The sequence below is a fragment of the Ruegeria sp. G10 genome (genome assembly GCF_056533645.1).
Map to the genome: position 1 here is coordinate 735,919 of NZ_JBQFOQ010000001.1, position 24,317 is coordinate 760,235.

Below are 24,317 nucleotides of genomic sequence, written 5' to 3' on the forward strand. Positions count from 1 at the left end.
AAACACGCGTCTGTCGCGCGCCGCGCGCAAAGAGTCAAGACAGCCCTACCGTGCGTTCCGCTGCGCCCGCAGTTTGGCGAAATACTCCAGCCGCTTTTTCAGTTCGCGCTCGAACCCGCGCTCGACAGGCTGATAGAGTGCCGGTCTCTCCATGTCGTCGGGGAAATAGTTCTGGCCCGAAAACCCGTCCTCTGCGTCGTGATCATAGGCATAGCCGCTGCCATATCCCTGATCCTTCATCAGCGAGGTCGGCGCGTTCAGAATATGCTTGGGTGGCGGTTCGCTGCCCGATTTCCTGGCCAACGCCATCGCGGCTTTATAGCCCACATAAGCTCCGTTGGACTTCGGAGCCAGCGCCAGATACACCACCGCCTGCGCCAGCGCCAACTCACCCTCGGGTGAGCCCAGCCGTTCATAGGTTTCCCACCCCTGCAAACAGATTGCCTGTGCCTGCGGATCAGCCAGCCCCACATCCTCGACCGCCATGCGGGTCAGGCGGCGGGCCAGAAAGCGCGGGTCTTCCCCGCCGGTCAACATGCGCGCGAACCAATAGAGCGCCGCGTCCGGGTCCGATCCCCGCACCGATTTATGCAGGGCCGAAATCAGGTTGTAATGCTCGTCCCCCGACTTGTCGTATTTCGAGGCCCGGCGCATCAGGCGGGTCGACAGCGCCTCGGGCGTCAGCGCCTTTTCGGTTTTCCACGCCGCCGCCTGTTCGATCAGGTTCAGCAGCGCCCGCCCATCGCCATCCGCCATCTCATGCAGCGCATCCCGCGCCGCCGGGGTCAGCGGCAGGGCACGACCCAGCTCTTTCTCGGCGCGCTGGGTCAACCGTTCCAGATCAGCAAGGCTGAGCCGTTCCAGCACCAGCACCTGCGCCCGGCTGAGCACAGCGGCGTTCAATTCGAACGAAGGGTTCTCGGTCGTGGCCCCGACCAGCAGGATGGTGCCATCCTCCATATGCGGCAGAAACCCGTCCTGCTGCGCCTTGTTGAACCGGTGGATTTCGTCGACGAACAGCAACGTCCCCTGCCCGTTCTGGCGTCGGATCCTCGCCGCCTCGAACACCTTTTTCAGATCGGGCACACCAGTGAAAATGGCGCTGATCTGCACGAAATGCAGGTCGGTTTCCTGCGCCAGCAGACGCGCGATCGTCGTCTTGCCAACCCCCGGCGGACCCCAGAAAATCAGGCTGGACAGGCTGCCCGAGGCCAGCATCACCCCCAAAGGCGCGTCCGGGCCCAGAACCTGCGTCTGCCCGATCACTTCGGCCAGCGATTGCGGGCGCAACCGGTCTGCCAGCGGGCGATGGGGTGCGGCGGCAGGCTCGTCACCGCCGGTATCGAACAGATCAGACACAGATCACAACCGGAACCGCAGCGAAACGGGCCGCCCGCCGCGCTGAATCTCAAACTGCAGACGGCGGCCGGGGTCGGTCAGCGCATTGGTCACGTCCTCAGGCTCGACGATCTCGGCCCCGTTGATGGTGCTGATCACGTCGCCGGCCCGCAGGCCCGAACGCCCGCCGTACCGGGCTGCATCGACAACCACGACGCCGGTCACCGACAGGGGCAGCCGCAGCCGTGTGATCACCGCCGGGTTGATGCGCGAGACGGTCAGGCCGGGCATCACTGTGTTGTCGTCCAGAGTGGTCTCGTCCGCTGCAGGTGTTTCCGGAGCCCTGACCAGCGCAACGCTGATATCATCGCTCTGATCCCCACGCAGGAGCGTGAGGACCGAGGTGCCGCCCACACCCGCCACGGACATGCGGAATTTCATCTCGGCGGGTGAGTTCACCTCATCCCCATCCACATGGGTCACAACATCCCCAACCCGCAACCCGGCCTCGCCCAAAGGGCTGAGCGGATGGATGTCCGAGATCACGACGCCCATGGGAAAAGTCAGACCCAGAGACTCGGCGATATCCGCGCTCATATGCTGACCCGCGATACCCGCCCAAGGACTTACGAAACTGTCATTGCCCGCCTGCGCCTGCCGCAGGAATTCGGCCACCAGATTGGCCGGGATGGCAAAGCCGATCCCGTTCGAGCCGCCGGAACGCGTCAGGATCGAGGTATTGATGCCGATCAGATCGCCATTCACGTCAATCAGCGCCCCGCCCGAGTTGCCCGGATTGATCGCCGCGTCCGTCTGAATGAAGTAGCCTCGCGCATTGCCGGTCGCTGTCCCGGTGCGTGCCAGCCCTGAAATGATGCCCGACGACACGGTCTGCCCTACGCCAAACGGATTGCCGATGGCCAACGCCAGCTCTCCGACCTCAACGTGATCCGAGTCGCGCAGCGTCAGGAATGGCAGGTCCTCGGCCTCTTCCAGCCGCAGGATCGCGATGTCGCTTTCCTTGTCGCCCAGAACCACCTGCGCCGAGTATTCACGCCGGTCAGTTGTCACCACACGAATCTCGGTCGCGGTACCAACCACATGATAGTTCGAAACCACATAGCCATCCGCCGAAAGGATCACGCCCGACCCTAACGAATTCTGCACCCGCTGCCGGGGCTCATTGAACCCTCGGCCAAAGAAATCGCGGAAGAAGGGGTCGGAAAACAGCGGATTGACACGCCCCTCACGCACGATCTTGGCGTAGATGTTCACCACGGCAGGCGAGGCCTGCTTGACCACCGGGGCAAACCCGAGGCTAATTTCGGCTTGCGACTGGGGAACCCGCGTCTCGGCGGTACCTTGGGTCGCAATTGCGAAAAAAATCAGGGTCAGAAAGGCGCGGATCATGGGGGCTCCGGGGATTTGGATCAGCCCAGATATGCTGGCCGCGCGCCATGATTGCAAGCAGGCGATGCGCCAAAAGAAAACCTCCGCCCGGTTGCCCGAACGGAGGTTTCTGATCAGCACTGTCCCTGATCTTATTCTTCTGCGGCCTCTTCGGCAGCAACACGGGCCTTGTCGGCTGCGCCTTTGGCGTCGACGTCACGATCTACGAATTCGATGATCGCCATCGGGGCCATGTCGCCATAGCGGAAACCAGCTTTCAGGATACGGACATAACCGCCCTGACGCTCGGCGTAGCGGGGGCCCAGAACTTCGAACAGCTTGGCGACGTCCTTGTCTTCTTTCAGCTGTGCTGCGGCCTGACGGCGGGCGTGCAGGTCGCCGCGCTTGCCCAGGGTGACCAGCTTTTCGATGATCGGGCGCAGTTCTTTTGCCTTGGGCAGAGTTGTCTTGATCTGCTCATGTTCGATGAGCGAGCCAGCCATGTTCGCAAACAGAGCCTTGCGGTGCTCATGAGTACGGTTCAGGCGGCGGTAACCACGTGCGTGACGCATTTTCTTAATCCTTCTTTAGCGTTTTGCTTTGTCTGGCCAGCGATGCGTGTCACCGGCTCTCCTTGGGGCGGAAGTGCCCGTATGGTCCCCGGAAGCCCGGGCATTGGGGAAGACGCGTTTAGAACGCGTCTTCGAATTTCTTCGCCAGATCTTCGATGTTGTCGGGCGGCCAGTCCTCGACATCCATGCCGAGGTGCAGACCCATGCCGGACAGCACTTCTTTGATCTCGTTCAGCGACTTGCGGCCGAAGTTCGGGGTGCGCAGCATCTCGGCTTCGGTCTTCTGGATCAGGTCGCCGATGTAAACGATGTTGTCGTTTTTCAGGCAGTTTGCCGAACGGACCGACAACTCCAGCTCGTCGACTTTCTTCAGCAGCAGCGGGTTGAACTCCAGACCATCGTCTTCGTCCTGGCGGCCAGCCGATTCCGGCTCGTCAAAGTTGACGAAGATCGACAGCTGATCCTGCAGGATACGCGCGGCATAGGCCAGCGCATCTTCGGGCGTGATCGAGCCATCGGTTTCGATCTTCAGGGTCAGCTTGTCATAGTCCAGAACCTGACCTTCACGGGTCGGCTGAACGTCATAGGCAACCTTTTTGACCGGCGAGTAGATTGCGTCGATCGGGATCAGGCCGATAGGTGCATCTTCCGGCTTGTTTTTCTCAGCCGAAACGTAACCCTTGCCGGTGTTGACGGTCAGTTCCATGAACAGGTCGGCGCCATCGTCCAGGTGGCAGATGACGTGATCGCGGTTCAGAACCTCGATACCAGCGCTTTCGCTGATGTCGCCAGCGGTGACAACTGCGGGGCCTTTGGCATTGATCGAAAGGCGCTTGGGCCCTTCGACTTCCATGCGCAGCGACACGCCCTTGAGGTTCAGGATGATGTCGGTGACGTCTTCGCGGACACCTGCAACCGAGGAGAACTCGTGCAGGACGTTGTCGATCTGAACGCTGGTGATGGCCGCGCCTTGCAGCGAGCTCATCAGAACGCGGCGCAGCGCGTTGCCCAGGGTCAGACCAAAGCCACGCTCCAGCGGTTCAGCGACCAGAGTTGCCTGACGCGCAGGGTCGTTGCCCGGCTTGCCGTCCAGCTGGGTCGGCTTGATCAATTCTGCCCAATTCTTGTGGATCATGTAATCCCTCCATTCCTGTCCGCGCCCCATGACCAACAAGGTGCAGACGCCCGAGGTTCAAAATGACGTGCTGGGGCCGTGCAAAAACACAGCCCCAGCCTAATTCAAAATCGCTTAGACGCGACGACGCTTCGGCGGACGGCAGCCGTTGTGAGCGATCGGGGTCACGTCGCGGATCGACGTGATGTTGAAGCCCACGGCAGCCAGCGCGCGCAGAGCAGATTCACGGCCCGAACCGGGGCCCTGAACTTCGACTTCCAGCGTCTTGACGCCATGTTCCTGCGCCTTCTTGCCTGCATCTTCTGCAGCCATCTGAGCGGCGTAGGGGGTCGATTTCCGCGATCCTTTGAAGCCCATGGTACCGGCAGACGACCACGAGATGGCGTTGCCCTGTACGTCCGAGATCAGGATCTTGGTGTTGTTGAAGGTCGAGTTCACATGGGCAACGCCCGATGCGATGTTCTTGCGCTCTTTGCGCTTAACGCGAGTCTTGTCACGTGCCATCAGTCAGACCCCCTCTTATTTCTTCTTACCGGCAATGGCCTTTGCGGGGCCTTTGCGGGTACGAGCATTGGTGTGGGTACGCTGACCGCGAACCGGCAGGTTGCGGCGGTGACGCAGACCGCGATAGCAGCCCAGGTCCATCAGGCGCTTGACGTTCATCTGAACTTCACGACGCAGGTCACCTTCAACGGTGAAGTTTGCATCGATATGTTCGCGGATGGCCAGAACTTCGGCGTCGGACAGTTCATTGACGCGACGGTGCGCTTCAATGCCTACGGCTTCGCAGATCGCTTTGGCCGAGGTGTTTCCGATACCGGTGATATATGTGAGGGCGATTGGTACCCGCTTTGCAGTCGGGATGTTTACGCCGGCAATACGTGCCACGTGTCACTTTCCTTTTCGTTGCGGTTCCGTAACTCCAGAACCTTTTTTCACAACGCTTGACCGTGGCAGTGTCGCCAGTGGGTCCAGCATTATTCGAGGTGGTCGGGGCGGCCGGGACGAATCCCGCGCGCGATAGTGATTCCCAGAGGGATGTGGGTCGATATGGGCTTTTGGACTTGACGTCAAGCCCATATCAGAAACCGTGTTGCGTCAGCCGTTCAGAACGTCCGAAATCGCACCTTGAACCTCTCCGATCTCACCCAGACCGTTGATCTTGGTGAGTTGCCCGTTGGCATAATAATAGCCAATCAGCGGAGAGGTTTTCTTGTAATATTCCATCAGTCGGGTCTTGAGGCTTTCCTCATTATCGTCTGCACGGCGCTTGAAGTCATTCTCTTTACCGCAATTGGTGCATTTGCCTTCTGCGGGGATCGGCTTGGTGATGTCATTATAGACTTCACCGCAGCCGCCACAGGTCGAGCGCGCGGTGATGCGCTGAACCAGAGCGGCGTCATCCACTTCCATCTCGATGACGGCGTCAAGACTGTTGCCGGTACTCGCCAGCAACTCGCCCAAAGCATCGGCCTGGGCCAGCGTCCGAGGGAAGCCATCGAAGATAAAACCGCCCTCGGCACCGGCATCCAGCTTTTCGCGGATCAGGCCGATGACGATCTCATCGGTTACAAGTTGACCCTTTGCCATCACCTCGGCCACGCGGTTGCCCATTTCAGTGCCGCTATCTTTGGCCTCGCGCAGCATGTCTCCTGTGCTGAGCTGCACCATGCCGCGGGTGTCAACCAGATGACGCGCCTGCGTACCTTTGCCTGCCCCCGGGGGGCCGAGAAGAATGATGTTCATCGACGGGACGGTGCCTTTCTGCCGCGTTTCTTGGATTTACCGCGCAGTTGGGACTTTTCGATCAGCCCTTCATATTGATGCGCCAGCAGGTGGCTTTGGACCTGTTGGATCGTGTCCATGGTCACCGAGACGATAATCAACACGGAGGTGCCGCCGAAATAGAACGGAATGGCAAACTGGCCCCGCAGGATTTCCGGCAGCAGACAGACAGCCGCCAGATAGGCCGAGCCCAGAACCAGCACGCGGTTGACCACATATTCCAGATATTCGGAGGTTTTCTTGCCCGGACGGATACCGGGAATGAAACCGTTCTGCTTTTTGAGGTTATCTGCCACATCGTCCGGCTTAAACGCCACGTTGAACGTGTAGAAATAGGCAAAGAACACGATCATCGAGGCGAAGAACAGCAGATACAGCGGCTGTCCCGGGCCAAAGTTGGCCAGCAGCCAGGACATCACAGGCCCGTTCGTCGCACCCGACGAGAAGGTCGAGATCGTCACCGGCAGCAACAGCAGCGAGCTTGCAAAGATCGCTGGGATAACGCCCGATGGGTTGACCTTGACCGGCAGGTGGCTCGACCCGCCTTCGTAGACTTTCATACCGGCCTGACGGCGCGGGTATTGAATGTGTATCTTGCGCAGAGCGCGCTCCATGAACACCACAAAGGTGATCACGGCGATGACCATCACGATCACACCCACGATCACGGCGGGACTGATGGCGCCGCTGCGGCCCGAGGCAAAGAACTGCGCTAGTGCAGCGGGAACCTCGGCAATGATGCCGACGAAAATGATCAAAGAGATACCGTTGCCGATGCCGCGTGCGGTGATCTGCTCACCCAGCCACATCAGGAACATGGTGCCGCCGACCAGCGTAATCATGGTCGACAAGCGGAAGAACATGCCCGGATCTGTCGCCAGATCGCCCGACTCCAGGGATACGGCCAGACCATAGGCCTGAACCGTGGCCAGAGCGACGGTGCCGAAACGGGTATACTGGTTGATCTTCTTGCGGCCCTGCTCGCCCTCTTTCTTGAGTTGTTCGAGCGCGGGAACCATGGATGTCAGCAGCTGCACGATGATCGAGGCCGAGATATAGGGCATGATCCCGAGGGCAAAGATACCCATTCGACCCAGCGCCCCGCCGGTGAACATCGAAACCATGCCGCCGATGCCCTGCCCCGCCTGCTCCATGAACTCGCGCAGCGCTTGCCCGTCGATCCCCGGCACCGGAATGAAGGTGCCCAGACGATAGACGATCAACAAACCCAGCGTGAACAGGATGCGGTTGCGCAGATCGGTGGCTTTGCCCAAAGCAGCCCAGCTTGTGTTGGCTGCCATTTGTTCTGCTGCTGATACCATAAATCGGTCTCTCTTATGCAAACACCGCCCGGAACCGTTTTCCGGCTCGGGCGGCGTCTTGGAAAACTCTGAGGTCTATGTAAGCGGGTCTGGGCCCGCTCACAAGCGCTTACTCTGCCGCAGCAGCTTTTGTTACCGTCAGTGAACCGCCCGCTTTCTCGACCGCCTCAACGGCAGACTTCGAAGCACCAGTGACTTCCAGGTTCACTTTCGCGGTGATTTCACCTTTGGCCAGAACGCGGATACCGTCCAGCTTGCGGCGCACCAGGCCAGATGCAACCAGCGCATCCTCGGTGATCGCAGCCTTTGCGTCCAGCTTGCCGGCGTCGACGAATTTCTGGATCAGGCCCAGGTTGATAACGGCGAACGCCTTGCGGTTCGGCTTGTTGAAGCCGCGCTTGGGCAGGCGCTGGTACAGCGGCATCTGGCCGCCTTCGTAGCCGTTGATGGCCACACCCGAACGGGATTTCTGACCCTTGATACCACGGCCACCCATTTTCCCTTTGCCGGAACCCGGACCACGGCCAACGCGGGTGCGTTTCGGTGCTGCGCCAGGATTGTCGCGCAATTCATTCAGTTTCATTTCGCTTCTCCTAAGCCGGATGTGACCCCCGAAGCGTGATGGGTCAACCACGGCGTTTCTTGGTTTTGATTCTCGTGGACGGAAATCCACTGGAGCGCTCTACAGCGTCCCGGCTTTGGTTGCAAGATGTGTTGTATCACAGCGCACAAAACCAAAAGAGGCGCCGGGATGGCGCCTCTTCTTCCGTGAGTGAGTGATGTGTTACGCGCAATAGGCGTGTTCACGCGCGATATCAGCGATATCGCAGCGGCGGACACCGATATCGTCCAGCTCGCGATTGCTCAGGTTTTGCAACTCGCGATAGGTGCGATGGTATTCCGCAGCGCGCGCGCGGTTTTCTTTTACGCGCTCGAACAGGTTTGCAATGCGGGCGCTCAGATTGAAGCCGCCATGTGTCAGAGTAGCTGTATGTGCCATATCTAATTTCCTTTCTGTACCGGGGCGCATTCCCCGGGCGTTTCCATTTGTTCCTTTGTGGACAACGCTCAGATAAGGGCGAAAGATATCGCTAACAATGCAGTTTTGGGTCTAGCCGGTTTGCATCAGCAGCATAGCAGAGACTCAATGAATATCCTCAGTAATGATCATGCTCGTTCGGGTTGTCGAAAAGCGTGCCGTCATATTTTGGCAGGTCATCTTGGATATCAAACCATGGGAGTTTGCTTTGATAATTCACATGGAATGTCGGCCTGAACGCCTGCGGGGCCTCAAGCGAAGCCGCGTAAAGGTGCATCCCGCCCGGATAATGATCAGCCTCAAAGCCCATGGGTGAGCCGCAGTTTTCACAAAAATGTCTGAAAACACCTTTTGAGCTTTCAAGCGTCTTCGGTGGATGCGCAGACCACCTGAAACTGGTCAGAGGTACGCCAAGCCATGCAACGACCGGGGCGGCACAATTTCTGCGACAATCATCGCAGTGACAATAGCAGGCCCAGTTGGGTTCCCCATCGTATTCCCAACGGGTTTGTCCACAAAAACACTTTCCGCGTGTCGTCACGAGTTCTCCCCCTCCGGTGTTTCTCAGCTTCTTACAAAGCGGTTCGATCTGCCCGTCGACCAAGCGCTTTGAATCCAGTCAAAGCAAACCAGCCTCGGGTGATCTTTTCCGATACCGACATGACGTCGACCGCAATAGCCAATGCCATCCTTAAAAGAAAAAACGCCCCCGACTAAGTCGAGGGCGTTTCAAGTTCTTCGAAGAAGTCGCGCTTAGCCGCGCTCTTCGACGATCTCAACCAGATGCGGGATCTTACGGATCATGCCGCGGATCGAAGGAGTGTCCTCCAGTTCGCGGGTCTTGTTCATCTTGTTCAGGCCTAGACCGATCAGGGTTGCGCGCTGTTCGGCGGGGCGGCGGATCGGGGAACCGATCTGCTTGACGACGATGGTTTTTGCCATGACTCGCTCTCCTTACGCTTCGGCTTCAGCCGGTGCTTCGTCCCGCTTGGGCAGGATGTCGGCAACTTTTTTACCACGACGTGCGGCGACCGAACGCGGGCTCTGCTCTTTCTGCAGGCCGTTGATGGTGGCGCGGATCATGTTGTACGGGTTCTGCGAGCCCAGCGACTTGGACACAACGTCCTTGACGCCCAGCATTTCGAACACGGCACGCATCGGACCACCGGCGATGATACCGGTACCTTCAGGTGCGGTGCGCATAACCACTTTACCAGCGCCATGACGGCCCTCGATATCGTGGTGCAGAGTCCGGCCTTCGCGCAGTTGCACGCGGATCATCTGACGCTTGGCTTGTTCGGTCGCCTTGCGGATGGCCTCGGGTACTTCTTTCGCTTTACCCTTGCCAAAGCCGACGCGGCCTTTCTGATCGCCGACAACCACCAGAGCGGCGAAGCCAAAGCGTTTACCACCTTTTACGGTTTTCGACACGCGGTTGATTGCGACCAGACGATCGGCAAATTCCGGTGCTTCTTCACGGTCGCGGCCACGGCCCCGACGGTTTTCACGTTCTGCCATTTGGCATCCCTTTTCTCATGTGGCGTTGTGACGCCGTTTTCTTCAATCGAAGTGGGCTGGAAGCCCCCCGATCATCGAGGCAAGTGACCTTGCCTTCAAGTGCCGGTGCCGGGCTGAAGCCCGGCCTACGGCGGTGTTTCAGGTAGGCCGGGCTTCAGCCCGGCACACCATCAGATCTTCAGACCACCTTCACGCGCGGCGTCGGCAACTGCCTTCACCTTGCCGTGGAACAAGAAGCCGCCACGATCGAAATAGGCCTCTTCGACGCCTGCCTTCTTGGCACGCTCGGCGATGGCCGCGCCCACTTTGGTGGCCGCTTCGACGTTGTTCTTGCCAACGACGCCCAGATCTTTTTCCAGGGTCGAGGCCGAGGCCAGGGTCACGCCACGAACGTCGTCGATCAACTGAACGCTGATGTTCTTGTTCGAACGGTGAACCGACAGGCGTACACGGCCCGCGTTGACTTTGCGAAGTTTGTTCCGAACGCGCAGGCGGCGCTTCAGAAACAGGGTTCTTTTGCTGTTTGCCATTGTTTGCGTCCTTACTTCTTCTTGCCTTCCTTGCGGAAGATGAACTCGCCCTTATAGCGGATGCCCTTGCCTTTATATGGCTCGGGACGGCGCCATTCGCGGATTTTGGCCGCGACTTCGCCCACCTGCTGCTGGTCGATACCTTCCACAACGATCTCGGTCTGCTTCGGCGCGGTGATGGTGACACCTTCCGGAGCAACGAAATCAACATCGTGGCTGTAGCCCAGGTTCAGCTTCAGGGTGTTGCCCTGCATCTGAGCCCGGTAACCAACACCCTGGATCTCCAGCTCTTTTTTGAAGCCTTCGGTCACACCGGTTACCAGATTGGCAACCATGGTGCGGCTCATGCCCCACTGCTGGCGGGCACGTTTGGACATGCCACGAGGGTTGATTTGCACAACGTTGTCTTCGACCGACAGCGTGACGTCATCGGTTGCGGTGAAGCTGCGGGTGCCTTTCGGACCTTTCACTTCGATGGTCTGACCCGACACAGAGGCGGAAACGCCGCTGGGCAGTTCGACCGGTTTTTTACCAATACGAGACATTGCAGACCTCCTTAGAAGACGGTGCAGAGCACTTCGCCGCCAACATTGTTGGAGCGAGCGTTTGCATCCGACATCACACCTTTCGGAGTGCTGACAATCGACACGCCCAGACCCTGACGGACCTGCGGGATGTCATTGACGCCCATGTAGACGCGACGGCCGGGCTTGGAAACCCGCTTGAGTTCGCGAATGACAGGGGTGCCTTCGTAGTATTTCAGGCTGATTTCGATGGCCGGATGACCGTTTTCACCGGTCGTCTTTTCATAGCCACGGATGTAACCTTCGTCCGCCAGCACGTCCAGAACCCAACCGCGCAGCTTGGATGCGGGGGTGGAAACGGTGGACTTGCCGCGCATTTGCGCGTTGCGGATACGGGTGAGCATATCGCCGATAGGATCATTCATATCTATGTCTCCCTTACCAGCTCGATTTCACCATGCCGGGGATCTGACCAGCAGAACCCAGCTCGCGCAGCGCGATACGGCTGACCTTCAGCTTACGGTAGTAAGCGTGGGGACGACCGGTCAGCTGACAACGGTTGTGCAGACGGGTCGCCGAGCTGTTGCGCGGCAGTTTCGCCAGTTTCAGACGCGCTTTGAAACGCTCCTCCATCGGGCGGCTCTCGTCATTCGCGATTTCTTTCAGCTCGGCACGCTTTGCGGCATATTTGGCCACCAGGCGCTCGCGCTTCTTCTCGCGTTCGATCATTGCTTTTTTAGCCATGTCTCTATCCTTCCGGCGCTTATGCGTTGAAGGGCATGTTGAATGCTTTCAACAGGCTCTTCGCTTCAGCGTCGGTCTTCGCTGTGGTGGCAATTACGATATCCAGGCCCCAGACTTCATCGACCTTGTCGAAGTCGATTTCCGGGAAGACGATGTGCTCTTTCATGCCCATGGCAAAGTTGCCACGACCATCGAACGAGGGCTTCACACCGCGGAAGTCACGAACACGCGGCATCGCGATGGTGATCAGACGATCCAGGAATTCGTACATCCGGTCGCCGCGCAGGGTCACTTTCGCACCCAGCGGCATGTCTTCACGGACGCGGAAACCCGCGATCGACTTTTTCGCCTTGGTTGCAACGGCCTGTTGACCGGCAATCGCAGTCAGATCCTCGACAGCAGCTTTCGCTTTCTTCGAGTCTTTGACGGCCTCAGCACCACAACCGATGTTCAGAACGATTTTTTCCAGCTTGGGCAGCTGCATGTCGTTCTTGTAGCCGAACTCTTCTTTCAGAGCGGCACGGATGGTTTCAACGTACTGAGCTTTCAGACGCGGGGTGTAGGTTGCGGTATCAAGCATCGATCACGTCCCCTGTGGTCTTGGCGAAGCGGACCTTTTTGTCGCCTTCCATGCGGAAGCCAACACGGGTTGCTTTGCCGTTCTTGTCCAGCAGAGCCAGGTTCGACAGCTCGATCGGGTTTGCCTGAGGCAGGCGGCCACCCTGGCTGTTCTGGGTCTGGCGAGTGTGGCGGATGGCGATGTTGATGCCATCGACAACAGCTTTACCGGCTTTGGGGTCAACCGAGGTGATAGTACCTTCTTTGCCCTTGTCCTTGCCGGCCAGCACGACGACCTTGTCGCCTTTGCGGAGTTTAGCAGCCATGATTACAGCACCTCCGGAGCCAGCGAGATGATTTTCATGAAGTTCTTGCCGCGCAGTTCGCGAACAACGGGGCCAAAGATACGGGTACCTACGGGCTCGTTGTTGTTGTTCAGGATGACGGCGGCGTTGCGATCAAAGCGGATCGCGGTGCCGTCTTCGCGACGGACTTCCTTGGCGGTGCGTACGACAACGGCCTTGCGGACGTCACCTTTCTTTACGCGGCCGCGCGGGATGGCTTCCTTCACCGAGACGACAATGATGTCGCCAACGGAGGCGTATTTACGCTTGGAACCACCCAGGACCTTGATGCACTGAACTCGGCGTGCGCCGGAGTTGTCAGCGACATCCAGATTGGTCTGCATCTGGATCATGTGGTTTCTCCCGACCTGTGGGGGCTGGTCTCGTTAAATCCCCCAGGGTTTCGACAAATGGAAAAGTCCCGGGGGCTTACGCCTCCAGAACCTCCCAACGTTTCGTCTTCGATTTCGGCGCGCATTCGATGATGCGTACGGTGTCGCCGACCTTGAAGGCGTTCTTTTCATCGTGAGCCCGGTATTTCTTGGACTTACGGATGGTTTTCTTCAGAACCGGATGCGTAAAGCGGCGCTCGACGGATACGGTTACGGTCTGTTCGTTGGCGTCGCTGGTCACGGTGCCTTGCAGGATACGCTTGGGCATCTGATTACTCCTCGGATGCCGCAGCAGCGGCCTTTTCGTTCAGGATGGTTTTGACGCGGGCAGCATTGCGGCGGGCCGCTTTGATGCCGGCTGTGTTTTCCAGCTGACCGGTTGCCTGTTGAAAGCGCAGGTTAAAGCTTTCTTTCTTCAGATTGGCCAGTTCCTCGCGGAGCTGGTCCGGGGTCTTGTCACGCAGTTCTTGGGCGTTCATCGCCTTTTTCCTTTGCTCAAAACACCAGAAGGCCCCGTACACGGGTCACCTTTGACCTGGTGGATGAATGATAGACATACGAATCGCCCGACAACGCCGGGAGATCGCAGGATGCCGCCGTATAAGGGTTTGGGGGGTGAGTGGCAAGGGAAAGTTTTTCCGAGCACAAAATAGCGGGCTCCGCGATCAAGATTGGTGTCTTAGCCAGTTTGATGTCGAAGTAAACAGCCCGACCAATAGCGCTATGTTGGCAGCAAACCAAATATAAGAGTAACCAAGGAACAACCCCATTTCGAGCGCTAGTATCAAGCCTTCCACCGCTGATGAATAGCTTCCCAGATCGCATCGCATTCCACCAAAGCCACCGACATGTACACAGTGGTCTTCCCAAACCCTGAATTTACTCAGAATCAAGTACTGTAGCGGAAAGCCAGTCGGCAAAACCAACAGCAGAAGACAAATGAACGACTCAATGGACCAGCTCTTTCTTGTCAGCACTGCTTTGATTAGACCAGAGCGTTCCGCAAGTCCGCTGGGGGTGCGCCACCACCCAATTCGCCAACCGACTACAAGTACGGGCAAAACGATCGCTAAAATGAGCGCCACTGCAAGTAATACCAGCACAATATTCATCCACGAGATTATTAAATAACTATCCAGTGATGTATGAGTTAGCTACCTTGAAGCCCTCAAGCTAGCTACTCCCATTTATAATTAAAACTCACAGAAATCCGCTCATCCTCGGCCATGTTCATCGGCACCTCATGGCGCAGCCAGCTTTCCCAGAGCAGGACGTCGCCCACCTGCGGCTTCATATAGATGAACGGCTGCAAATCCCGCCGCCCGCCTTTCAGGCGCGTCGGGGCAGCCATCATGCGGCCCGAGCGCGGGTCTTCCAGTTTCAATGCGCTCGCCCCTTCGGGCATCGCCACATAGGTCGTGCCCGAGATCACGCTGTGCGGATGCAGGTGGCTGGAATGCATGCCGCCTTCGGGCAGGATGTTGATCCAGAGGTCTTCCAGCTTCAATTCGCCCTCACCCAGATCGAACTCCAGATCTTTGGCGAAGGCCGCAACGTGCTTATCCAGCGCGGCGACCAGATCGGCGAAGATCGGGAACCGCCAGGGCAGATCGGTCAACGAGGCATAGCTGGTGTAACCGGGGTAACCATTTTCTTCGCACCACTCCTGCCCGGCCTCGTCATCCTCGGCAATGACAAGGCAAGAACTTTCCAGTTCCTCCGCATCGATCTTGGGATCGAACTCGGACAAAGCTGCGCGATAAAGACGGGTAACGAAGAGTGATTCAATCTGTGCCATGAGCCGGGCATAGCCCAAGCCCTGCCCCTAGACCAGCCCCTGTCAGGCTTCAGCTTCGGACCGGCCCCTTGCCACACCGTGGTATCGGTCGACCGCCATCAGCGTAAGCGAGGCACAGCACGATCTCATCCGGTTTCGGCGCGTCCGGAATACTTAGCGTCATCGTGTCGAAATGATCGAACGACCACGGATTGTCTTTGTGGCCAAGCGGCAAGTCAATCACGCAGCCCGGAGGGCCGAGCTTGGCGTTCGAGGGGATCACCGCCTCACCGCCACCTGCAGCGGCGCGCATGGGGGCACCAAGCTTGGGGTGGATCACCGCCCCTGCCTGCTCGAGGTCGCCGTTGACGCCAACGATCGCAGCCTTGCCGTATGAAATCGGGACACCCTCCAATTGGGCAATTGCTTCGGCGGCAAGTTCAGGACCCAGAAGGCCACCGATCTCAAACAACTCTGAAAGATCGTCAGAAAACCGGCCGGCCAGCGGGTTCGGGAATACCGCAAGCGCAGCAACCCGGCTGATCGGATCACAAGGCTGGCCCATTTGGTCGGTTGTTATGATTTCCTTGGCAAACACCTTTTTTCGTAGCTGAACCATAGCGTCCCCTCTCAGATCCGATCCAAAGCCTAAGCGCTGGTCGAGAATAGGCAAGAGCACTTCAGATTTGCGTTACCTTGGCCAATTCCGGTGGCATTTAGGCTGGCAATGCAGGGTCCAGTGAATAGATCGATTGCTGCTTACCATCTTGTTCTCAGCCTGCTCTCGATTGGACCCACATTCATGCCCCAGCTTCCCTTTGTCGTTCCCCTTCTTGTTGCCGGATTGATCGGCGAATTGGCCTTCGAGGTCTACGCCTGGTTTGTGTCTCCATTGCTGTTTGGAGTCACCCTTCAGCCCGCCAATCTTGTTATCGCGCTGACCGCCAAGTTCACTGGTCTCGCACTGCCATACGGGGCGGCCTTTGCGATACACTTTCTCATCGGCGTCGTAGGCTTTGCAGGGATAGTCTGGGCTGTAAAGGAAGTAAGCGGACTGGGCCATATCGCGTCAGGCGCATTGGCCGGAGTTGCATTGTGGTTTGTGGCACAAGGTGTTCTGGCACCTTTGGTCGACCGCAGCTTCATGATGGGGTTCGGCGCCTATACCCAATCCTCATTCATCGCGCATGTTGGGATGACTCTGATCCTCGCCTGGGTTTGGCGCACCTTGGTATCGCGGAGCTCGGCCGAGCCCGATCCCACCTAACACGGGCAGAGCCGGAATATAAAAAGCCCCCGACGCGAATACGCCGGGGGCCTTTTCAAACCGGGGTTTCCCCCAATCACTTACCAGTCTTCGCGAACCACGACGCGGGTCTTGATCGGCAGCTTCATCGCAGCCAGGCGCAGGGCCTCGCGGGCGATGTCGTCATTGACGCCGTCGATCTCGAACATCACGCGACCGGGCTTGACCTTGCAAACCCAGCGGTCGACCGAACCTTTACCTTTACCCATACGAACTTCGATCGGCTTAGCCGTGACCGGAGTGTCGGGGAAGATGCGGATCCATACACGACCCTGACGCTTCATGTGACGCGTCATAGCACGACGTGCAGCTTCGATCTGGCGTGCAGTCACACGCTCAGGCTCAAGAGCTTTCAGGCCGTAGGTGCCAAAGTTCAGATCAGAGCCGCCCTTGGCGAGACCCTTGATCCGGCCTTTGTGCATCTTGCGGAATTTAGTACGCTTTGGTTGAAGCATATCTTTCCCTCCTTAGCGACGACCGCCACCAGCACCACGAGGTGCAGGGCCGTCTTGGAGTTCCTGTGCTTTACGGTCACGTGCCTGCGGATCGTGCTCCATGATCTCACCTTTGAAGATCCAGACCTTGATCCCGATGATCCCGTAAGGAGTCATCGCTTCGGCATGTGCGTAATCGATGTCGGCACGCAGGGTGTGCAGAGGCACGCGGCCTTCGCGATACCACTCGGTCCGTGCGATTTCGGCGCCGCCCAGACGGCCAGCGACATTCACCCGGATACCCAGGGCGCCCATGCGCATGGCGTTCTGAACCGAGCGCTTCATGGCGCGACGGAACGAAACACGACGTTCCAGCTGCTGAGCGATGGACTCGGCAACCAGCTGCGCGTCAAGCTCGGGCTTGCGCACTTCGACGATGTTCAGGTGCAGTTCGCTGTCGGTCATACGAGCAAGCTTTTTGCGCAGAACTTCGATGTCTGCACCTTTCTTGCCGATGATGACACCGGGACGTGCTGTGTGGATCGTAACGCGGCACTTCTTGTGCGGACGTTCGATGATCACACGGGCAACACCGGCCTGCTTGCACTCTTTGTTGATGAACTCACGGATCTTGAGGTCTTCCAGCAGAAGATCACCGTAGTCCTTGGTGTCGGCGTACCAGCGGCTGTCCCAGGTGCGGTTGACCTGCAGGCGCATGCCGATCGGATTTACTTTATGACCCATTAGGCTTGCTCCTCAACTTGACGCACCTTGATGGTGATCTCCGAGAACGGCTTCATGATCTTGCCGAAACGGCCACGGGCACGCGGACGACCGCGCTTCATGACCAGGTTCTTGCCAACCCATGCTTCGGCTACGATCAGCTCGTCAACATCCAGGTTGTGGTTGTTTTCGGCATTCGCGATTGCGGACTGCAGGCACTTCTTGACGTCCTGCGCGACACGCTTGTTCGAGAAAGTCAGGTCGGTCAGAGCCTTCTCAACTTTCTTGCCGCGGATCATTTGCGCAACCAGGTTCAGTTTCTGCGGGCTGGTGCGAAGCATGCGGGTTTTCGCCATTGCTTCGTTTTCAGCCACGCGGCGGGGGTTCTTTTCCTTGCCCATGACTTACTTCCGCTTCGCTTTTTTGTCTGCGGCGTGGCCATAATAGGTACGGGTCGGCGAGTATTCACCGAACTTCTGACCGATCATGTCTTCCGAGACGTTGACGGGAATGTGCTTCTGGCCATTGTACACACCAAAGGTCAGACCCACGAACTGGGGCAGAATGGTGGAACGACGCGACCAGATTTTGATGACTTCGTTGCGGCCCGACTCGCGCGCTGCTTCGGCTTTTTTCAGCACGTAAGCATCGACGAAAGGACCCTTCCAAACAGAGCGAGACATGGATTAACGTCCCTTCTTCTTGGCGTGCCGCGAGCGGATGATCAGCTTCTGGGACGCTTTGTTCTTGTTGCGGGTACGCTTACCCTTGGTGTCCTTACCCCACGGTGTAACCGGCGTACGGCCACCCGAGGTACGACCTTCACCACCACCGTGCGGGTGATCGATCGGGTTCATTGCAACACCACGAACCGACGGGCGCACGCCCTTGTGGCGCATACGACCGGCTTTACCGAGGTTCTGGTTGCTGTTGTCGGGGTTGGACACGGCACCAACGGTGGCCATGCATTCCTGACGAACCATGCGCAGCTCGCCCGAGCTCAGACGGATCTGAGCGTAGCCGCCATCGCGACCAACGAACTGAGCGTAAGTACCGGCCGCACGTGCGATCTGACCGCCTTTGCCAGGCTTCATCTCGATGTTGTGGACGATGGTACCGATGGGCATACCCGAGAACGGCATTGCGTTGCCCGGCTTGATGTCGGCCTTGGCGGATGCCACGACTTTGTCACCGACAGCCAGACGCTGCGGAGCGAGGATATATGCCTGCTCGCCGTCTTCGTATTTTACCAGTGCGATGAATGCGGTCCGGTTCGGGTCATATTCGATCCGTTCGACGGTTGCCGCGACATCAAATTTATTCCGTTTGAAGTCAACGATCCGGTAGAGACGCTTTGCGCCACCGCCGCGGCGGCGTGAAGTGATCCGTCCGGTGTTGTTCCGGCCGCCCGATTTGGTCAAACCCTCAGTGAGAGACTTGACCGGACGTCCTTTCCAAAGCTCCGAACGGTCGATCAGCACCAGCCCGCGCTGGCCCGGCGTCGTCGGCTTGTACGACTTGAGTGCCATGCTTTCTGTCTTCCGTTTAGCAAGTGCAGGGGGTTTCCCTGCTATGTGATAGGCCCCCGTAGGTGCCAAGGGTATAGGGCCCCGAAGGTCCCCGGTTACAAATATCAGAGGCCCCGGAACGAATCCGAGGCCGCAAGATTGGGTGCATTTAGCAGTGTTGGGGGTGGGTGTCTATAGGGTTTATCGGCAATCCCCAGCTAGGTTGAACTTCACCTAATCAAAACCGAATGAACTGAAGTCGTTTTGGGATATCTGGTCGAAAAGCTCCCTGACTATATCGGGATTACTTTCGCAAGGCTTGCCCCCCGGAACTGAGACCCTGACCACTACACGGTCGTCTGCAAGAACCTCAACACCCGTCCCATCCAATCTTTCTCGACCGTCGAGCCTATCTGTTTTAATCCGCAGATACGCTCCGTTTTTTCGTCCATCTGCCCCACCGGCTCCAATCCAGTTTTTTTCACGAATGGACTGTTCTCCGGCGATCAAATCAATCAGTACGCTGCATCCATCTATGTTGAGTGCTGTGCTTGCAGCCGGACTAACTACAAGGTCCATCATCAGAATAGAGAACCCCTGCGGCGCTGAAACAGATGGATGTTGGCGAACTTCATGTGCCTTGTTCGATTCCAGAAATGGAATGTTGTTTGACAGTGCATCAGATTGAGCTTTCAACGAACCGACAAACCTCTGCATAGCGCCTTGATGTAGAGCGTAGGTCTCAGAGGTTATTATATCAGCAATCGTCATTTCGAGTATTGCTTCGCCAAACTCGTCTATTAGATCGAAACCCACGTCTAGCGCGTTTTGGTCACGCAAACCGCTTGCCCAAAACGCAAGCTCATCTCGATAACACCCTTGCAAGTCCACAGACACCCGCATCAAGCTCCACGTGCCGTTCCCATAGAATCGAAACAGGTCAGGTTTTACTCGCCCATCGGCAATCCCCATTTGTTTCGACTCGATAACGTCACAAAGCAACTTTGAATGACTAGATTCGAGAGCAAAATTAGCAGAAAGAACCTGATGCCCCTTGCTGCATTTCAGCAAAACCATGGGTATCGCACGGAGCGCTGCGACGTGGGATGCCTCTTCTTTGTAGCTTCTTTCGCAAACCCAACCTTCGGCGACAGGAATCCTTGCAAGCAGGTCTTCTTCCAGAACTGATGCGAGTTCGGCAACCTCATTTGCTGCGGCTGAAACTTCGTTTCTGGAGGCGACCGCTATTTGGTCTTCTTGAGCGAGAAGACTGGTGGCCAATCCAACAAACAATATCGGCCAAATCGAAAATAAGAACCTCAAAACAACTCTCCGAACCATGTCTCGAACCCCAATAAATACAAGTTCCCAATCCTAAACCAAGCGCTCACCCCAAAGACCGCCTGCGGCACAGCGGCTCGGACTCCACTGCCATCCTCTGCTTGAGCTTGATATGGCCCAGTACCTCGCGAAAGGCGCGGTGTTTGGGTTTGCCTTCCAGATAATCCACCAGTTTAAGCAGGTTGATCGGGTGCTTCGAAATCAACGCCTCGATCCGTTGCAGGGCGTCGTCCAACTCATAGTGATCTACGTACTGACAGGCCACCTGCGTGGGCGTCAGCAGGCAGTAGTCCTGCGGGCGTTTCTCGGTATAGCGCGCGATGTCGAAGGGCGACGCGCCGAGGGCGTGGAACTTTGGGATGTGCACACGCATATCGGCCTCGGCGTGCTCCAGCACCGTTCCCGAAGTCTGGCGAAACCCCAGCGGACCCAGCTTAGCAACGACGTGTTCGCGCATCGCCGGGGAGATCATGTCCACATCCGCCCGGTCATATTTCAGGTCATCGAACACAGACAGCAGCCCCAGCTTTTCATCGGCAATCTGAAAATAGGGCTCGGCGCTGAACGCCCGCATCTGTTCCAGCACTTGCGCACGCACAGTTTCAGGGTCTGAAACGAAATCGGCCCCGGCGGGTTGAACCGCCGAGGCCGTGAATAGTCGCAGTAAGCGTCGGATCAAAGACCGGTGCTCACGTCGATTGTGTTGCCCTCTTCCAGGGTCACATATGCTTTTTTGACGTCTTTCCGACGACCCAACTGGCCGCGGAACCGCTTGACCTTGCCTTTGGTCACGGTGGTGTTCACCGCTTTGACCTTCACACCAAACAGCGCCTCAACGGCCTCTTTGATCTGCGGCTTGTTGCTGTCGATCGCGACTTCAAAGACAACCGCGCCATTTTCGGACGCCATAGTCGACTTTTCAGTGATGACCGGCTTGCGGATCACGTCGTAATGTTCTGCCTTCGCGCTCATTTCAGACGAGCCTCCAGTGCTTCGACAGCCGCTTTGGTGAGCACCAGGGTGTCACGCTTGAGGATGTCATAGACGTTTGCGCCCATCGACGGCAGGATATCCAGACCTTCGATGTTCTTGGACGCTTTCAGGAACCCTTCGTTCACGGTCGCGCCGTCGATGACCAGAGCACGTTTCCAGCCCAGGTTTGCAACCTGTTTGGCCAGAGCGGCGGTCTTGCCTTCGGCTTCAGCGTTCTCGATTACGACCAGTTCACCTGCCTTGGCTTTGGCCGACAGAGCGTGGCGCAGGCCCAGCTTGCGGAACTTTTTCGGCAGGTCGTGGCCGTGCGAACGGACGACGGGGCCTTTGTAGATACCACCACCACGGAAGATCGGCGCGTTGCGGTCACCATGGCGTGCGCCACCGGTGCCCTTCTGGCGATAGATCTTCTTGGTCGAGTAGCTGGTTTCCGAGCGGGTCTTGACCTTGTGGGTGCCGGCCTGCGCGTTGTTACGCTGCCAACGGACCACACGGTGCAGGATGTCCGCACGCGGCTCGAGACCGAACAGATCGGCGTTCAGCTCGATGTCGCCGGCTTTGCCGCCGTCCAGTTTGATTACATCAAGTTTCATGCTTCACCACCTTCCGCGGGCGCTTCTTCCGCAGGTGCTTCGGTTGCAGCCGATTTAACAGCAGCCGGGAAAGGCAGGCCTTCCGGTGCTTTCTTCTTCACGGCGTCCTTGACAGTGACCCAGCCCGATTTCGGTCCGGGAACGGCGCCTTTGATGAAGACCAGGTTCCGGTCGGCGTCGGTTTTAACGACTTCCAGGTTCTGGGTGGTGACACGGGCAGCACCCATGTGACCGGCCATCTTCTTGCCTTTGAAAACCTTGCCCGGGTCCTGACACTGACCCGTTGAGCCGTGCGAACGGTGGCTGATCGAAACACCGTGCGAGGCGCGCAGACCACCAAAGTTCCAGCGCTTCATCGCACCGGCAAAGCCTTTACCGATCGAGGTACCCGAAACGTCAACTTTCTGACCTTCCAGGAAGTGTTCTGCCGAAATTTCGGCACCCACATCGATCAGGCCATCTTCGGAGACGCGGAACTCGGCCAGCTTACGCTTGGGCTCAACCTTTGCAGCGGCATAGTGACCGCGCATGGCTTTCGAGGTGCGTTTTGCCTTGGCAGCACCGGCGCCCAGCTGAACGGCGGTGTAGCCGTCTTTGTCAGCGGTACGCTGTGCAACAACCTGCAGGTTGTCCAGGTGCAGAACGGTCACAGGGATCTGCTTGCCGTCTTCCATGAACAGGCGGGTCATGCCAACTTTTTTTGCGATAATACCAGAGCGCATTCTCATACCCTCCGATTACGACTGCAGCTTGATCTCGACGTCCACACCAGCAGCGAGGTCGAGCTTCATCAGCGCGTCAACGGTCTGGGGGGTCGGATCAACGATGTCCAAGAGACGCTTGTGCGTGCGAATCTCGAACTGGTCGCGGGATTTCTTGTCAACGTGAGGGCCACGGAGAACCGTGAACTTCTCAATCTTGTTCGGCAGCGGGATCGGGCCGCGCACGTTCGCGCCGGTCCGCTTGGCAGTGTTGACGATCTCTTGCGTGCTGGCATCCAGAACGCGATAGTCAAATGCCTTCAGCCGAATACGGATGTTTTGGCTTTGCATAGATACAGCCTTTTTTAGGCGTTGAGGTTGAGAGGAGGACAGACGCGCATCGCCAACCCTCTTCGAACCCAAAAGGCGGGAATCACCCCGCCTTGACGTTCTTGTTGAGAACCCGCGCGTATTAGTGGGGTTGGTGGGGTTTGGCAAGGGGGAAATGGTTGCCCTGCGAAAGAGAGTATTGGGTGGGTTTTCTCCAGTCCAGTGTTGCGCAACCCCCATCGACATCTGAGGACACATAGACCATCTTCCACCATAGGTAGAATAAGCAGACTCTGGAAGCAGCCACAATGAAAACGCAGTTCTTTACTTTTGGTGCAGCTACGATCTGTACTTCGCTGGCGGTCTTCATGCTGCTTCGTGGGGGTGCCGCGAGTGAGAATGTTCCAGATGCTCGTAGCAGCGGCACAGCTATGGCAGACATACGAGATATACCGGTCGGCGCACCCGAAACGCGTGAATTGATGCTGCGTGGTAAACTGGCGACGTTCTGGCAAGTCGTTGACGAAAAGGCTCCGGAAGATCTGGATTACGTCATCAACCGCTTTTTCGAGGTAAGATCGAGTCTTCGAACAAGCGAAGATGTACGAAACAAACTGGACCGCGAGTTGCTGGCATACAGACTGCGATTGGCAAAATACTCGAAGGCACTTTCAGATAAGCAAAGAGCCGACATCATAAGCGCTCGTATCCGATTTCTACAGACTTTCGAGAACCCAGCGACTTGCTCACTTGTAGCGCGTCATGGCGCGGTTCAACTTAGTTATGATCAGCTTTCGCTCGTATATTTAGAACTCGATCAGTTTATGGCAGCAATGACCTCGCACCTCCTTGATGCACGTGCGGCAGAATCCAACGAGGCAGATGCACCTATTCCGCCGACCGATGAGGACTACGATAGGTTGATAACGAGAATAAAGGACGACGGCGCAACTGATCTAGAGCTAGAACCACTGTACACAGACGCTTGGAGAGATCCTAAGTATTGCGGAGTTTATCTGAACTATCTTCAGAATGTCGCGACGCTACCAGGCAGATCAGGCGCTGCCATACGATTTGACGAGGTTGATCGCATGCTTAATGGAACAAATGAAACGAAATGAATTGTGCACTTTCTTGAGAAGCAACGAATGCATGCTGAAAGTTAGATGTACACGAGCCACATCCGCCTGGAAATGAAAGAAGGCCGCCCCTGATTGGAGCGGCCTTCCTTAGTCTCAGCGATTGGGTCCGAGATTATTCGACGAATAATCTCAGCACCGTCGCCGATTACTCGATGATTTTCGACACAACGCCGGCGCCGACGGTGCGGCCACCTTCGCGGATTGCGAAGCGCAGGCCGTTTTCCATCGCGATCGGTGCGATCAGCTCAACGCCGAACGACACGTTGTCGCCGGGCATGA

General features: G+C 57.5%; 39 protein-coding genes. 2 read left to right on the plus strand and 37 right to left on the minus strand.

The features are described 5' to 3' along the window. Positions 1 to 45: 45 nt before the first annotated feature. The 25 genes from ACR0KM_RS03645 to ACR0KM_RS03765 all read right to left on the minus strand — a co-directional run bounded on the left by ACR0KM_RS03645 (position 46) and on the right by ACR0KM_RS03765 (position 15,586). A complete protein-coding gene (locus tag ACR0KM_RS03645; protein WP_480856532.1) occupies positions 46 to 1,359 on the minus strand; it encodes a replication-associated recombination protein A in 1,314 nt (437 codons plus the stop codon). A gap of 3 nt (positions 1,360 to 1,362) precedes the next feature. Next, positions 1,363 to 2,748, minus strand: coding sequence for a trypsin-like peptidase domain-containing protein (locus ACR0KM_RS03650; RefSeq protein WP_480856531.1), 1,386 nt, complete (start codon positions 2,746 to 2,748; stop codon positions 1,363 to 1,365). Positions 2,749 to 2,879: 131 nt separating this feature from the next. Further along, positions 2,880 to 3,299, minus strand: a complete 420-nt coding sequence (gene rplQ / locus ACR0KM_RS03655; protein ID WP_170334079.1) for a 50S ribosomal protein L17 — start codon at positions 3,297 to 3,299, stop codon at positions 2,880 to 2,882. A gap of 118 nt (positions 3,300 to 3,417) precedes the next feature. Continuing rightward, positions 3,418 to 4,434, minus strand: a complete 1,017-nt coding sequence (locus tag ACR0KM_RS03660; RefSeq protein ID WP_170377644.1) for a DNA-directed RNA polymerase subunit alpha — start codon at positions 4,432 to 4,434, stop codon at positions 3,418 to 3,420. Positions 4,435 to 4,548: 114 nt separating this feature from the next. Then, a complete protein-coding gene (gene rpsK, locus ACR0KM_RS03665; RefSeq protein ID WP_008757289.1) occupies positions 4,549 to 4,938 on the minus strand; it encodes a 30S ribosomal protein S11 in 390 nt (129 codons plus the stop codon). A gap of 15 nt (positions 4,939 to 4,953) precedes the next feature. Further along, positions 4,954 to 5,322 (minus strand): 30S ribosomal protein S13, encoded by a 369-nt coding sequence (gene rpsM, locus ACR0KM_RS03670; RefSeq protein WP_008757392.1) that lies wholly within the window; start codon positions 5,320 to 5,322, stop codon positions 4,954 to 4,956. A gap of 210 nt (positions 5,323 to 5,532) precedes the next feature. Further along, on the minus strand, positions 5,533 to 6,180 hold the full coding sequence (locus tag ACR0KM_RS03675; RefSeq protein WP_480819101.1) for an adenylate kinase: 648 nt from the start codon (positions 6,178 to 6,180) through the stop codon (positions 5,533 to 5,535). After that, positions 6,177 to 7,541, minus strand: coding sequence for a preprotein translocase subunit SecY (gene secY / locus ACR0KM_RS03680; protein ID WP_480819100.1), 1,365 nt, complete (start codon positions 7,539 to 7,541; stop codon positions 6,177 to 6,179). The genes ACR0KM_RS03675 and secY overlap by 4 nt, the downstream gene beginning before the upstream one ends. Positions 7,542 to 7,650: 109 nt before the next feature. Next, the gene (gene rplO, locus ACR0KM_RS03685) at positions 7,651 to 8,124 is read right to left on the minus strand and encodes a 50S ribosomal protein L15 (RefSeq protein ID WP_480819099.1); all 474 of its coding nucleotides are present in this window, start codon (positions 8,122 to 8,124) and stop codon (positions 7,651 to 7,653) included. 201 nt (positions 8,125 to 8,325) lie between these two features. Beyond that, the gene (locus ACR0KM_RS03690; RefSeq protein WP_480819098.1) at positions 8,326 to 8,541 is read right to left on the minus strand and encodes a DUF1127 domain-containing protein; all 216 of its coding nucleotides are present in this window, start codon (positions 8,539 to 8,541) and stop codon (positions 8,326 to 8,328) included. Between the two features lie 157 nt (positions 8,542 to 8,698). Beyond that, entirely contained in the window at positions 8,699 to 9,121 is a 423-nt protein-coding gene (locus ACR0KM_RS03695; protein ID WP_480856529.1) for a GFA family protein, read from the minus strand. Positions 9,122 to 9,333: 212 nt separating this feature from the next. Next, complete coding sequence (rpmD, locus tag ACR0KM_RS03700) at positions 9,334 to 9,522, minus strand: 50S ribosomal protein L30 (RefSeq protein ID WP_480819096.1); 189 nt, start codon at positions 9,520 to 9,522, stop codon at positions 9,334 to 9,336. A gap of 12 nt (positions 9,523 to 9,534) precedes the next feature. Beyond that, complete coding sequence (rpsE, locus tag ACR0KM_RS03705) at positions 9,535 to 10,098, minus strand: 30S ribosomal protein S5 (protein ID WP_170356677.1); 564 nt, start codon at positions 10,096 to 10,098, stop codon at positions 9,535 to 9,537. A 170-nt stretch (positions 10,099 to 10,268) separates the two neighbouring features. Continuing rightward, entirely contained in the window at positions 10,269 to 10,628 is a 360-nt protein-coding gene (rplR, locus tag ACR0KM_RS03710) for a 50S ribosomal protein L18 (protein ID WP_039523386.1), read from the minus strand. A gap of 11 nt (positions 10,629 to 10,639) precedes the next feature. Beyond that, complete coding sequence (rplF, locus tag ACR0KM_RS03715) at positions 10,640 to 11,173, minus strand: 50S ribosomal protein L6 (RefSeq protein ID WP_480534935.1); 534 nt, start codon at positions 11,171 to 11,173, stop codon at positions 10,640 to 10,642. Positions 11,174 to 11,184: 11 nt separating this feature from the next. Continuing rightward, a complete protein-coding gene (gene rpsH, locus ACR0KM_RS03720) occupies positions 11,185 to 11,577 on the minus strand; it encodes a 30S ribosomal protein S8 (protein ID WP_068340741.1) in 393 nt (130 codons plus the stop codon). A 13-nt stretch (positions 11,578 to 11,590) separates the two neighbouring features. Further along, positions 11,591 to 11,896: a 30S ribosomal protein S14 gene (rpsN, locus tag ACR0KM_RS03725; RefSeq protein ID WP_068340744.1), complete on the minus strand. Its 306-nt coding sequence runs from the start codon at positions 11,894 to 11,896 to the stop codon at positions 11,591 to 11,593. 19 nt (positions 11,897 to 11,915) lie between these two features. Next, entirely contained in the window at positions 11,916 to 12,476 is a 561-nt protein-coding gene (gene rplE, locus ACR0KM_RS03730; protein ID WP_480856527.1) for a 50S ribosomal protein L5, read from the minus strand. After that, complete coding sequence (gene rplX / locus ACR0KM_RS03735) at positions 12,469 to 12,780, minus strand: 50S ribosomal protein L24 (protein WP_170440482.1); 312 nt, start codon at positions 12,778 to 12,780, stop codon at positions 12,469 to 12,471. The genes rplE and rplX overlap by 8 nt, the downstream gene beginning before the upstream one ends. 2 nt (positions 12,781 to 12,782) lie before the next feature. Further along, on the minus strand, positions 12,783 to 13,151 hold the full coding sequence (rplN, locus tag ACR0KM_RS03740) for a 50S ribosomal protein L14 (protein ID WP_008757934.1): 369 nt from the start codon (positions 13,149 to 13,151) through the stop codon (positions 12,783 to 12,785). Between the two features lie 76 nt (positions 13,152 to 13,227). Next, positions 13,228 to 13,458, minus strand: a complete 231-nt coding sequence (gene rpsQ / locus ACR0KM_RS03745; protein ID WP_068340771.1) for a 30S ribosomal protein S17 — start codon at positions 13,456 to 13,458, stop codon at positions 13,228 to 13,230. A 4-nt stretch (positions 13,459 to 13,462) separates the two neighbouring features. After that, complete coding sequence (gene rpmC, locus ACR0KM_RS03750; RefSeq protein WP_010437082.1) at positions 13,463 to 13,669, minus strand: 50S ribosomal protein L29; 207 nt, start codon at positions 13,667 to 13,669, stop codon at positions 13,463 to 13,465. 186 nt (positions 13,670 to 13,855) lie between these two features. Then, complete coding sequence (locus tag ACR0KM_RS03755) at positions 13,856 to 14,302, minus strand: hypothetical protein (protein WP_480856525.1); 447 nt, start codon at positions 14,300 to 14,302, stop codon at positions 13,856 to 13,858. A gap of 65 nt (positions 14,303 to 14,367) precedes the next feature. Continuing rightward, on the minus strand, positions 14,368 to 14,988 hold the full coding sequence (locus ACR0KM_RS03760) for a 2OG-Fe(II) oxygenase family protein (protein WP_480856523.1): 621 nt from the start codon (positions 14,986 to 14,988) through the stop codon (positions 14,368 to 14,370). Positions 14,989 to 15,037: 49 nt separating this feature from the next. Further along, positions 15,038 to 15,586 (minus strand): amino acid synthesis family protein, encoded by a 549-nt coding sequence (locus ACR0KM_RS03765; protein WP_480856521.1) that lies wholly within the window; start codon positions 15,584 to 15,586, stop codon positions 15,038 to 15,040. Positions 15,587 to 15,769: 183 nt separating this feature from the next. Here ACR0KM_RS03765 and ACR0KM_RS03770 point away from each other — a divergent pair, with 183 nt between their 5' ends. Further along, on the plus strand, positions 15,770 to 16,234 hold the full coding sequence (locus ACR0KM_RS03770) for a hypothetical protein (RefSeq protein ID WP_480856519.1): 465 nt from the start codon (positions 15,770 to 15,772) through the stop codon (positions 16,232 to 16,234). Between the two features lie 80 nt (positions 16,235 to 16,314). Here ACR0KM_RS03770 and rplP read toward each other — a convergent pair whose 3' ends face one another. From rplP to rpsJ, 11 genes are all read right to left on the minus strand, one after another. Continuing rightward, on the minus strand, positions 16,315 to 16,728 hold the full coding sequence (gene rplP, locus ACR0KM_RS03775) for a 50S ribosomal protein L16 (protein WP_480856517.1): 414 nt from the start codon (positions 16,726 to 16,728) through the stop codon (positions 16,315 to 16,317). Positions 16,729 to 16,740: 12 nt separating this feature from the next. Then, positions 16,741 to 17,451 (minus strand): 30S ribosomal protein S3, encoded by a 711-nt coding sequence (gene rpsC, locus ACR0KM_RS03780; protein ID WP_008758042.1) that lies wholly within the window; start codon positions 17,449 to 17,451, stop codon positions 16,741 to 16,743. Then, positions 17,451 to 17,831, minus strand: coding sequence for a 50S ribosomal protein L22 (gene rplV, locus ACR0KM_RS03785; RefSeq protein WP_039538267.1), 381 nt, complete (start codon positions 17,829 to 17,831; stop codon positions 17,451 to 17,453). Before rplV ends, rpsC begins: the two co-directional genes overlap by 1 nt. A 3-nt stretch (positions 17,832 to 17,834) precedes the next feature. Continuing rightward, positions 17,835 to 18,113 (minus strand): 30S ribosomal protein S19, encoded by a 279-nt coding sequence (rpsS, locus tag ACR0KM_RS03790; protein WP_005980699.1) that lies wholly within the window; start codon positions 18,111 to 18,113, stop codon positions 17,835 to 17,837. A 3-nt stretch (positions 18,114 to 18,116) separates the two neighbouring features. Then, positions 18,117 to 18,959: a 50S ribosomal protein L2 gene (gene rplB / locus ACR0KM_RS03795; RefSeq protein WP_008757664.1), complete on the minus strand. Its 843-nt coding sequence runs from the start codon at positions 18,957 to 18,959 to the stop codon at positions 18,117 to 18,119. A 213-nt stretch (positions 18,960 to 19,172) separates the two neighbouring features. After that, a complete protein-coding gene (locus ACR0KM_RS03800) occupies positions 19,173 to 20,261 on the minus strand; it encodes a hypothetical protein (RefSeq protein ID WP_480856515.1) in 1,089 nt (362 codons plus the stop codon). 64 nt (positions 20,262 to 20,325) lie between these two features. Continuing rightward, complete coding sequence (locus tag ACR0KM_RS03805; protein WP_480856513.1) at positions 20,326 to 20,958, minus strand: hypothetical protein; 633 nt, start codon at positions 20,956 to 20,958, stop codon at positions 20,326 to 20,328. Beyond that, positions 20,955 to 21,251, minus strand: coding sequence for a 50S ribosomal protein L23 (locus ACR0KM_RS03810; RefSeq protein WP_010437040.1), 297 nt, complete (start codon positions 21,249 to 21,251; stop codon positions 20,955 to 20,957). Before ACR0KM_RS03810 ends, ACR0KM_RS03805 begins: the two co-directional genes overlap by 4 nt. Next, positions 21,248 to 21,865: a 50S ribosomal protein L4 gene (gene rplD, locus ACR0KM_RS03815; RefSeq protein WP_008756644.1), complete on the minus strand. Its 618-nt coding sequence runs from the start codon at positions 21,863 to 21,865 to the stop codon at positions 21,248 to 21,250. Before rplD ends, ACR0KM_RS03810 begins: the two co-directional genes overlap by 4 nt. Continuing rightward, on the minus strand, positions 21,862 to 22,587 hold the full coding sequence (gene rplC / locus ACR0KM_RS03820; protein ID WP_008758167.1) for a 50S ribosomal protein L3: 726 nt from the start codon (positions 22,585 to 22,587) through the stop codon (positions 21,862 to 21,864). The genes rplD and rplC overlap by 4 nt, the downstream gene beginning before the upstream one ends. A gap of 15 nt (positions 22,588 to 22,602) precedes the next feature. Beyond that, the gene (gene rpsJ, locus ACR0KM_RS03825) at positions 22,603 to 22,917 is read right to left on the minus strand and encodes a 30S ribosomal protein S10 (RefSeq protein ID WP_008756422.1); all 315 of its coding nucleotides are present in this window, start codon (positions 22,915 to 22,917) and stop codon (positions 22,603 to 22,605) included. A 287-nt stretch (positions 22,918 to 23,204) separates the two neighbouring features. Between rpsJ and ACR0KM_RS03830 the strand changes: the two genes are divergently transcribed. Continuing rightward, positions 23,205 to 24,017: a hypothetical protein gene (locus ACR0KM_RS03830; RefSeq protein ID WP_480856511.1), complete on the plus strand. Its 813-nt coding sequence runs from the start codon at positions 23,205 to 23,207 to the stop codon at positions 24,015 to 24,017. A 166-nt stretch (positions 24,018 to 24,183) separates the two neighbouring features. Here ACR0KM_RS03830 and ACR0KM_RS03835 read toward each other — a convergent pair. Beyond that, a partial coding sequence (locus tag ACR0KM_RS03835) for an EF-Tu C-terminal domain-related protein (RefSeq protein WP_480865450.1) occupies positions 24,184 to 24,317 on the minus strand: 134 nt, incomplete at its 5' end.

Excerpts from the sequence above, each read along its gene's own strand:
- ACR0KM_RS03650 (WP_480856531.1), bottom strand. The coding sequence starts at position 2,748 with ATGATCCGCGCCTTTCTGACCCTGATTTTTTTCGCAATTGCGACCCAA.
- rplQ (WP_170334079.1), bottom strand. The coding sequence starts at position 3,299 with ATGCGTCACGCACGTGGTTACCGCCGCCTGAACCGTACTCATGAGCAC.
- ACR0KM_RS03660 (WP_170377644.1), bottom strand. The coding sequence starts at position 4,434 with ATGATCCACAAGAATTGGGCAGAATTGATCAAGCCGACCCAGCTGGAC.
- rpsK (WP_008757289.1), bottom strand. The coding sequence starts at position 4,938 with ATGGCACGTGACAAGACTCGCGTTAAGCGCAAAGAGCGCAAGAACATC.
- ACR0KM_RS03675 (WP_480819101.1), bottom strand. The coding sequence starts at position 6,180 with ATGAACATCATTCTTCTCGGCCCCCCGGGGGCAGGCAAAGGTACGCAG.
- secY (WP_480819100.1), bottom strand. The coding sequence starts at position 7,541 with ATGGTATCAGCAGCAGAACAAATGGCAGCCAACACAAGCTGGGCTGCT.
- rplO (WP_480819099.1), bottom strand. The coding sequence starts at position 8,124 with ATGAAACTGAATGAATTGCGCGACAATCCTGGCGCAGCACCGAAACGC.
- ACR0KM_RS03690 (WP_480819098.1), bottom strand. The coding sequence starts at position 8,541 with ATGGCACATACAGCTACTCTGACACATGGCGGCTTCAATCTGAGCGCC.
- rpmD (WP_480819096.1), bottom strand. The coding sequence starts at position 9,522 with ATGGCAAAAACCATCGTCGTCAAGCAGATCGGTTCCCCGATCCGCCGC.
- rpsE (WP_170356677.1), bottom strand. The coding sequence starts at position 10,098 with ATGGCAGAACGTGAAAACCGTCGGGGCCGTGGCCGCGACCGTGAAGAA.
- rplR (WP_039523386.1), bottom strand. The coding sequence starts at position 10,628 with ATGGCAAACAGCAAAAGAACCCTGTTTCTGAAGCGCCGCCTGCGCGTT.
- rplF (WP_480534935.1), bottom strand. The coding sequence starts at position 11,173 with ATGTCTCGTATTGGTAAAAAACCGGTCGAACTGCCCAGCGGCGTTTCC.
- rpsH (WP_068340741.1), bottom strand. The coding sequence starts at position 11,577 with ATGAATGATCCTATCGGCGATATGCTCACCCGTATCCGCAACGCGCAA.
- rpsN (WP_068340744.1), bottom strand. The coding sequence starts at position 11,896 with ATGGCTAAAAAAGCAATGATCGAACGCGAGAAGAAGCGCGAGCGCCTG.
- rplE (WP_480856527.1), bottom strand. The coding sequence starts at position 12,476 with ATGCTTGATACCGCAACCTACACCCCGCGTCTGAAAGCTCAGTACGTT.
- rplX (WP_170440482.1), bottom strand. The coding sequence starts at position 12,780 with ATGGCTGCTAAACTCCGCAAAGGCGACAAGGTCGTCGTGCTGGCCGGC.
- rplN (WP_008757934.1), bottom strand. The coding sequence starts at position 13,151 with ATGATCCAGATGCAGACCAATCTGGATGTCGCTGACAACTCCGGCGCA.
- rpsQ (WP_068340771.1), bottom strand. The coding sequence starts at position 13,458 with ATGCCCAAGCGTATCCTGCAAGGCACCGTGACCAGCGACGCCAACGAA.
- rpmC (WP_010437082.1), bottom strand. The coding sequence starts at position 13,669 with ATGAACGCCCAAGAACTGCGTGACAAGACCCCGGACCAGCTCCGCGAG.
- ACR0KM_RS03755 (WP_480856525.1), bottom strand. The coding sequence starts at position 14,302 with ATGAATATTGTGCTGGTATTACTTGCAGTGGCGCTCATTTTAGCGATC.
- ACR0KM_RS03760 (WP_480856523.1), bottom strand. The coding sequence starts at position 14,988 with ATGGCACAGATTGAATCACTCTTCGTTACCCGTCTTTATCGCGCAGCT.
- ACR0KM_RS03765 (WP_480856521.1), bottom strand. The coding sequence starts at position 15,586 with ATGGTTCAGCTACGAAAAAAGGTGTTTGCCAAGGAAATCATAACAACC.
- ACR0KM_RS03770 (WP_480856519.1), top strand. The coding sequence starts at position 15,770 with ATGCCCCAGCTTCCCTTTGTCGTTCCCCTTCTTGTTGCCGGATTGATC.
- rplP (WP_480856517.1), bottom strand. The coding sequence starts at position 16,728 with ATGCTTCAACCAAAGCGTACTAAATTCCGCAAGATGCACAAAGGCCGG.
- rpsC (WP_008758042.1), bottom strand. The coding sequence starts at position 17,451 with ATGGGTCATAAAGTAAATCCGATCGGCATGCGCCTGCAGGTCAACCGC.
- rplV (WP_039538267.1), bottom strand. The coding sequence starts at position 17,831 with ATGGGCAAGGAAAAGAACCCCCGCCGCGTGGCTGAAAACGAAGCAATG.
- rpsS (WP_005980699.1), bottom strand. The coding sequence starts at position 18,113 with ATGTCTCGCTCTGTTTGGAAGGGTCCTTTCGTCGATGCTTACGTGCTG.
- rplB (WP_008757664.1), bottom strand. The coding sequence starts at position 18,959 with ATGGCACTCAAGTCGTACAAGCCGACGACGCCGGGCCAGCGCGGGCTG.
- ACR0KM_RS03810 (WP_010437040.1), bottom strand. The coding sequence starts at position 21,251 with ATGAGCGCGAAGGCAGAACATTACGACGTGATCCGCAAGCCGGTCATC.
- rplD (WP_008756644.1), bottom strand. The coding sequence starts at position 21,865 with ATGAAACTTGATGTAATCAAACTGGACGGCGGCAAAGCCGGCGACATC.
- rplC (WP_008758167.1), bottom strand. The coding sequence starts at position 22,587 with ATGCGCTCTGGTATTATCGCAAAAAAAGTTGGCATGACCCGCCTGTTC.
- rpsJ (WP_008756422.1), bottom strand. The coding sequence starts at position 22,917 with ATGCAAAGCCAAAACATCCGTATTCGGCTGAAGGCATTTGACTATCGC.
- ACR0KM_RS03830 (WP_480856511.1), top strand. The coding sequence starts at position 23,205 with ATGAAAACGCAGTTCTTTACTTTTGGTGCAGCTACGATCTGTACTTCG.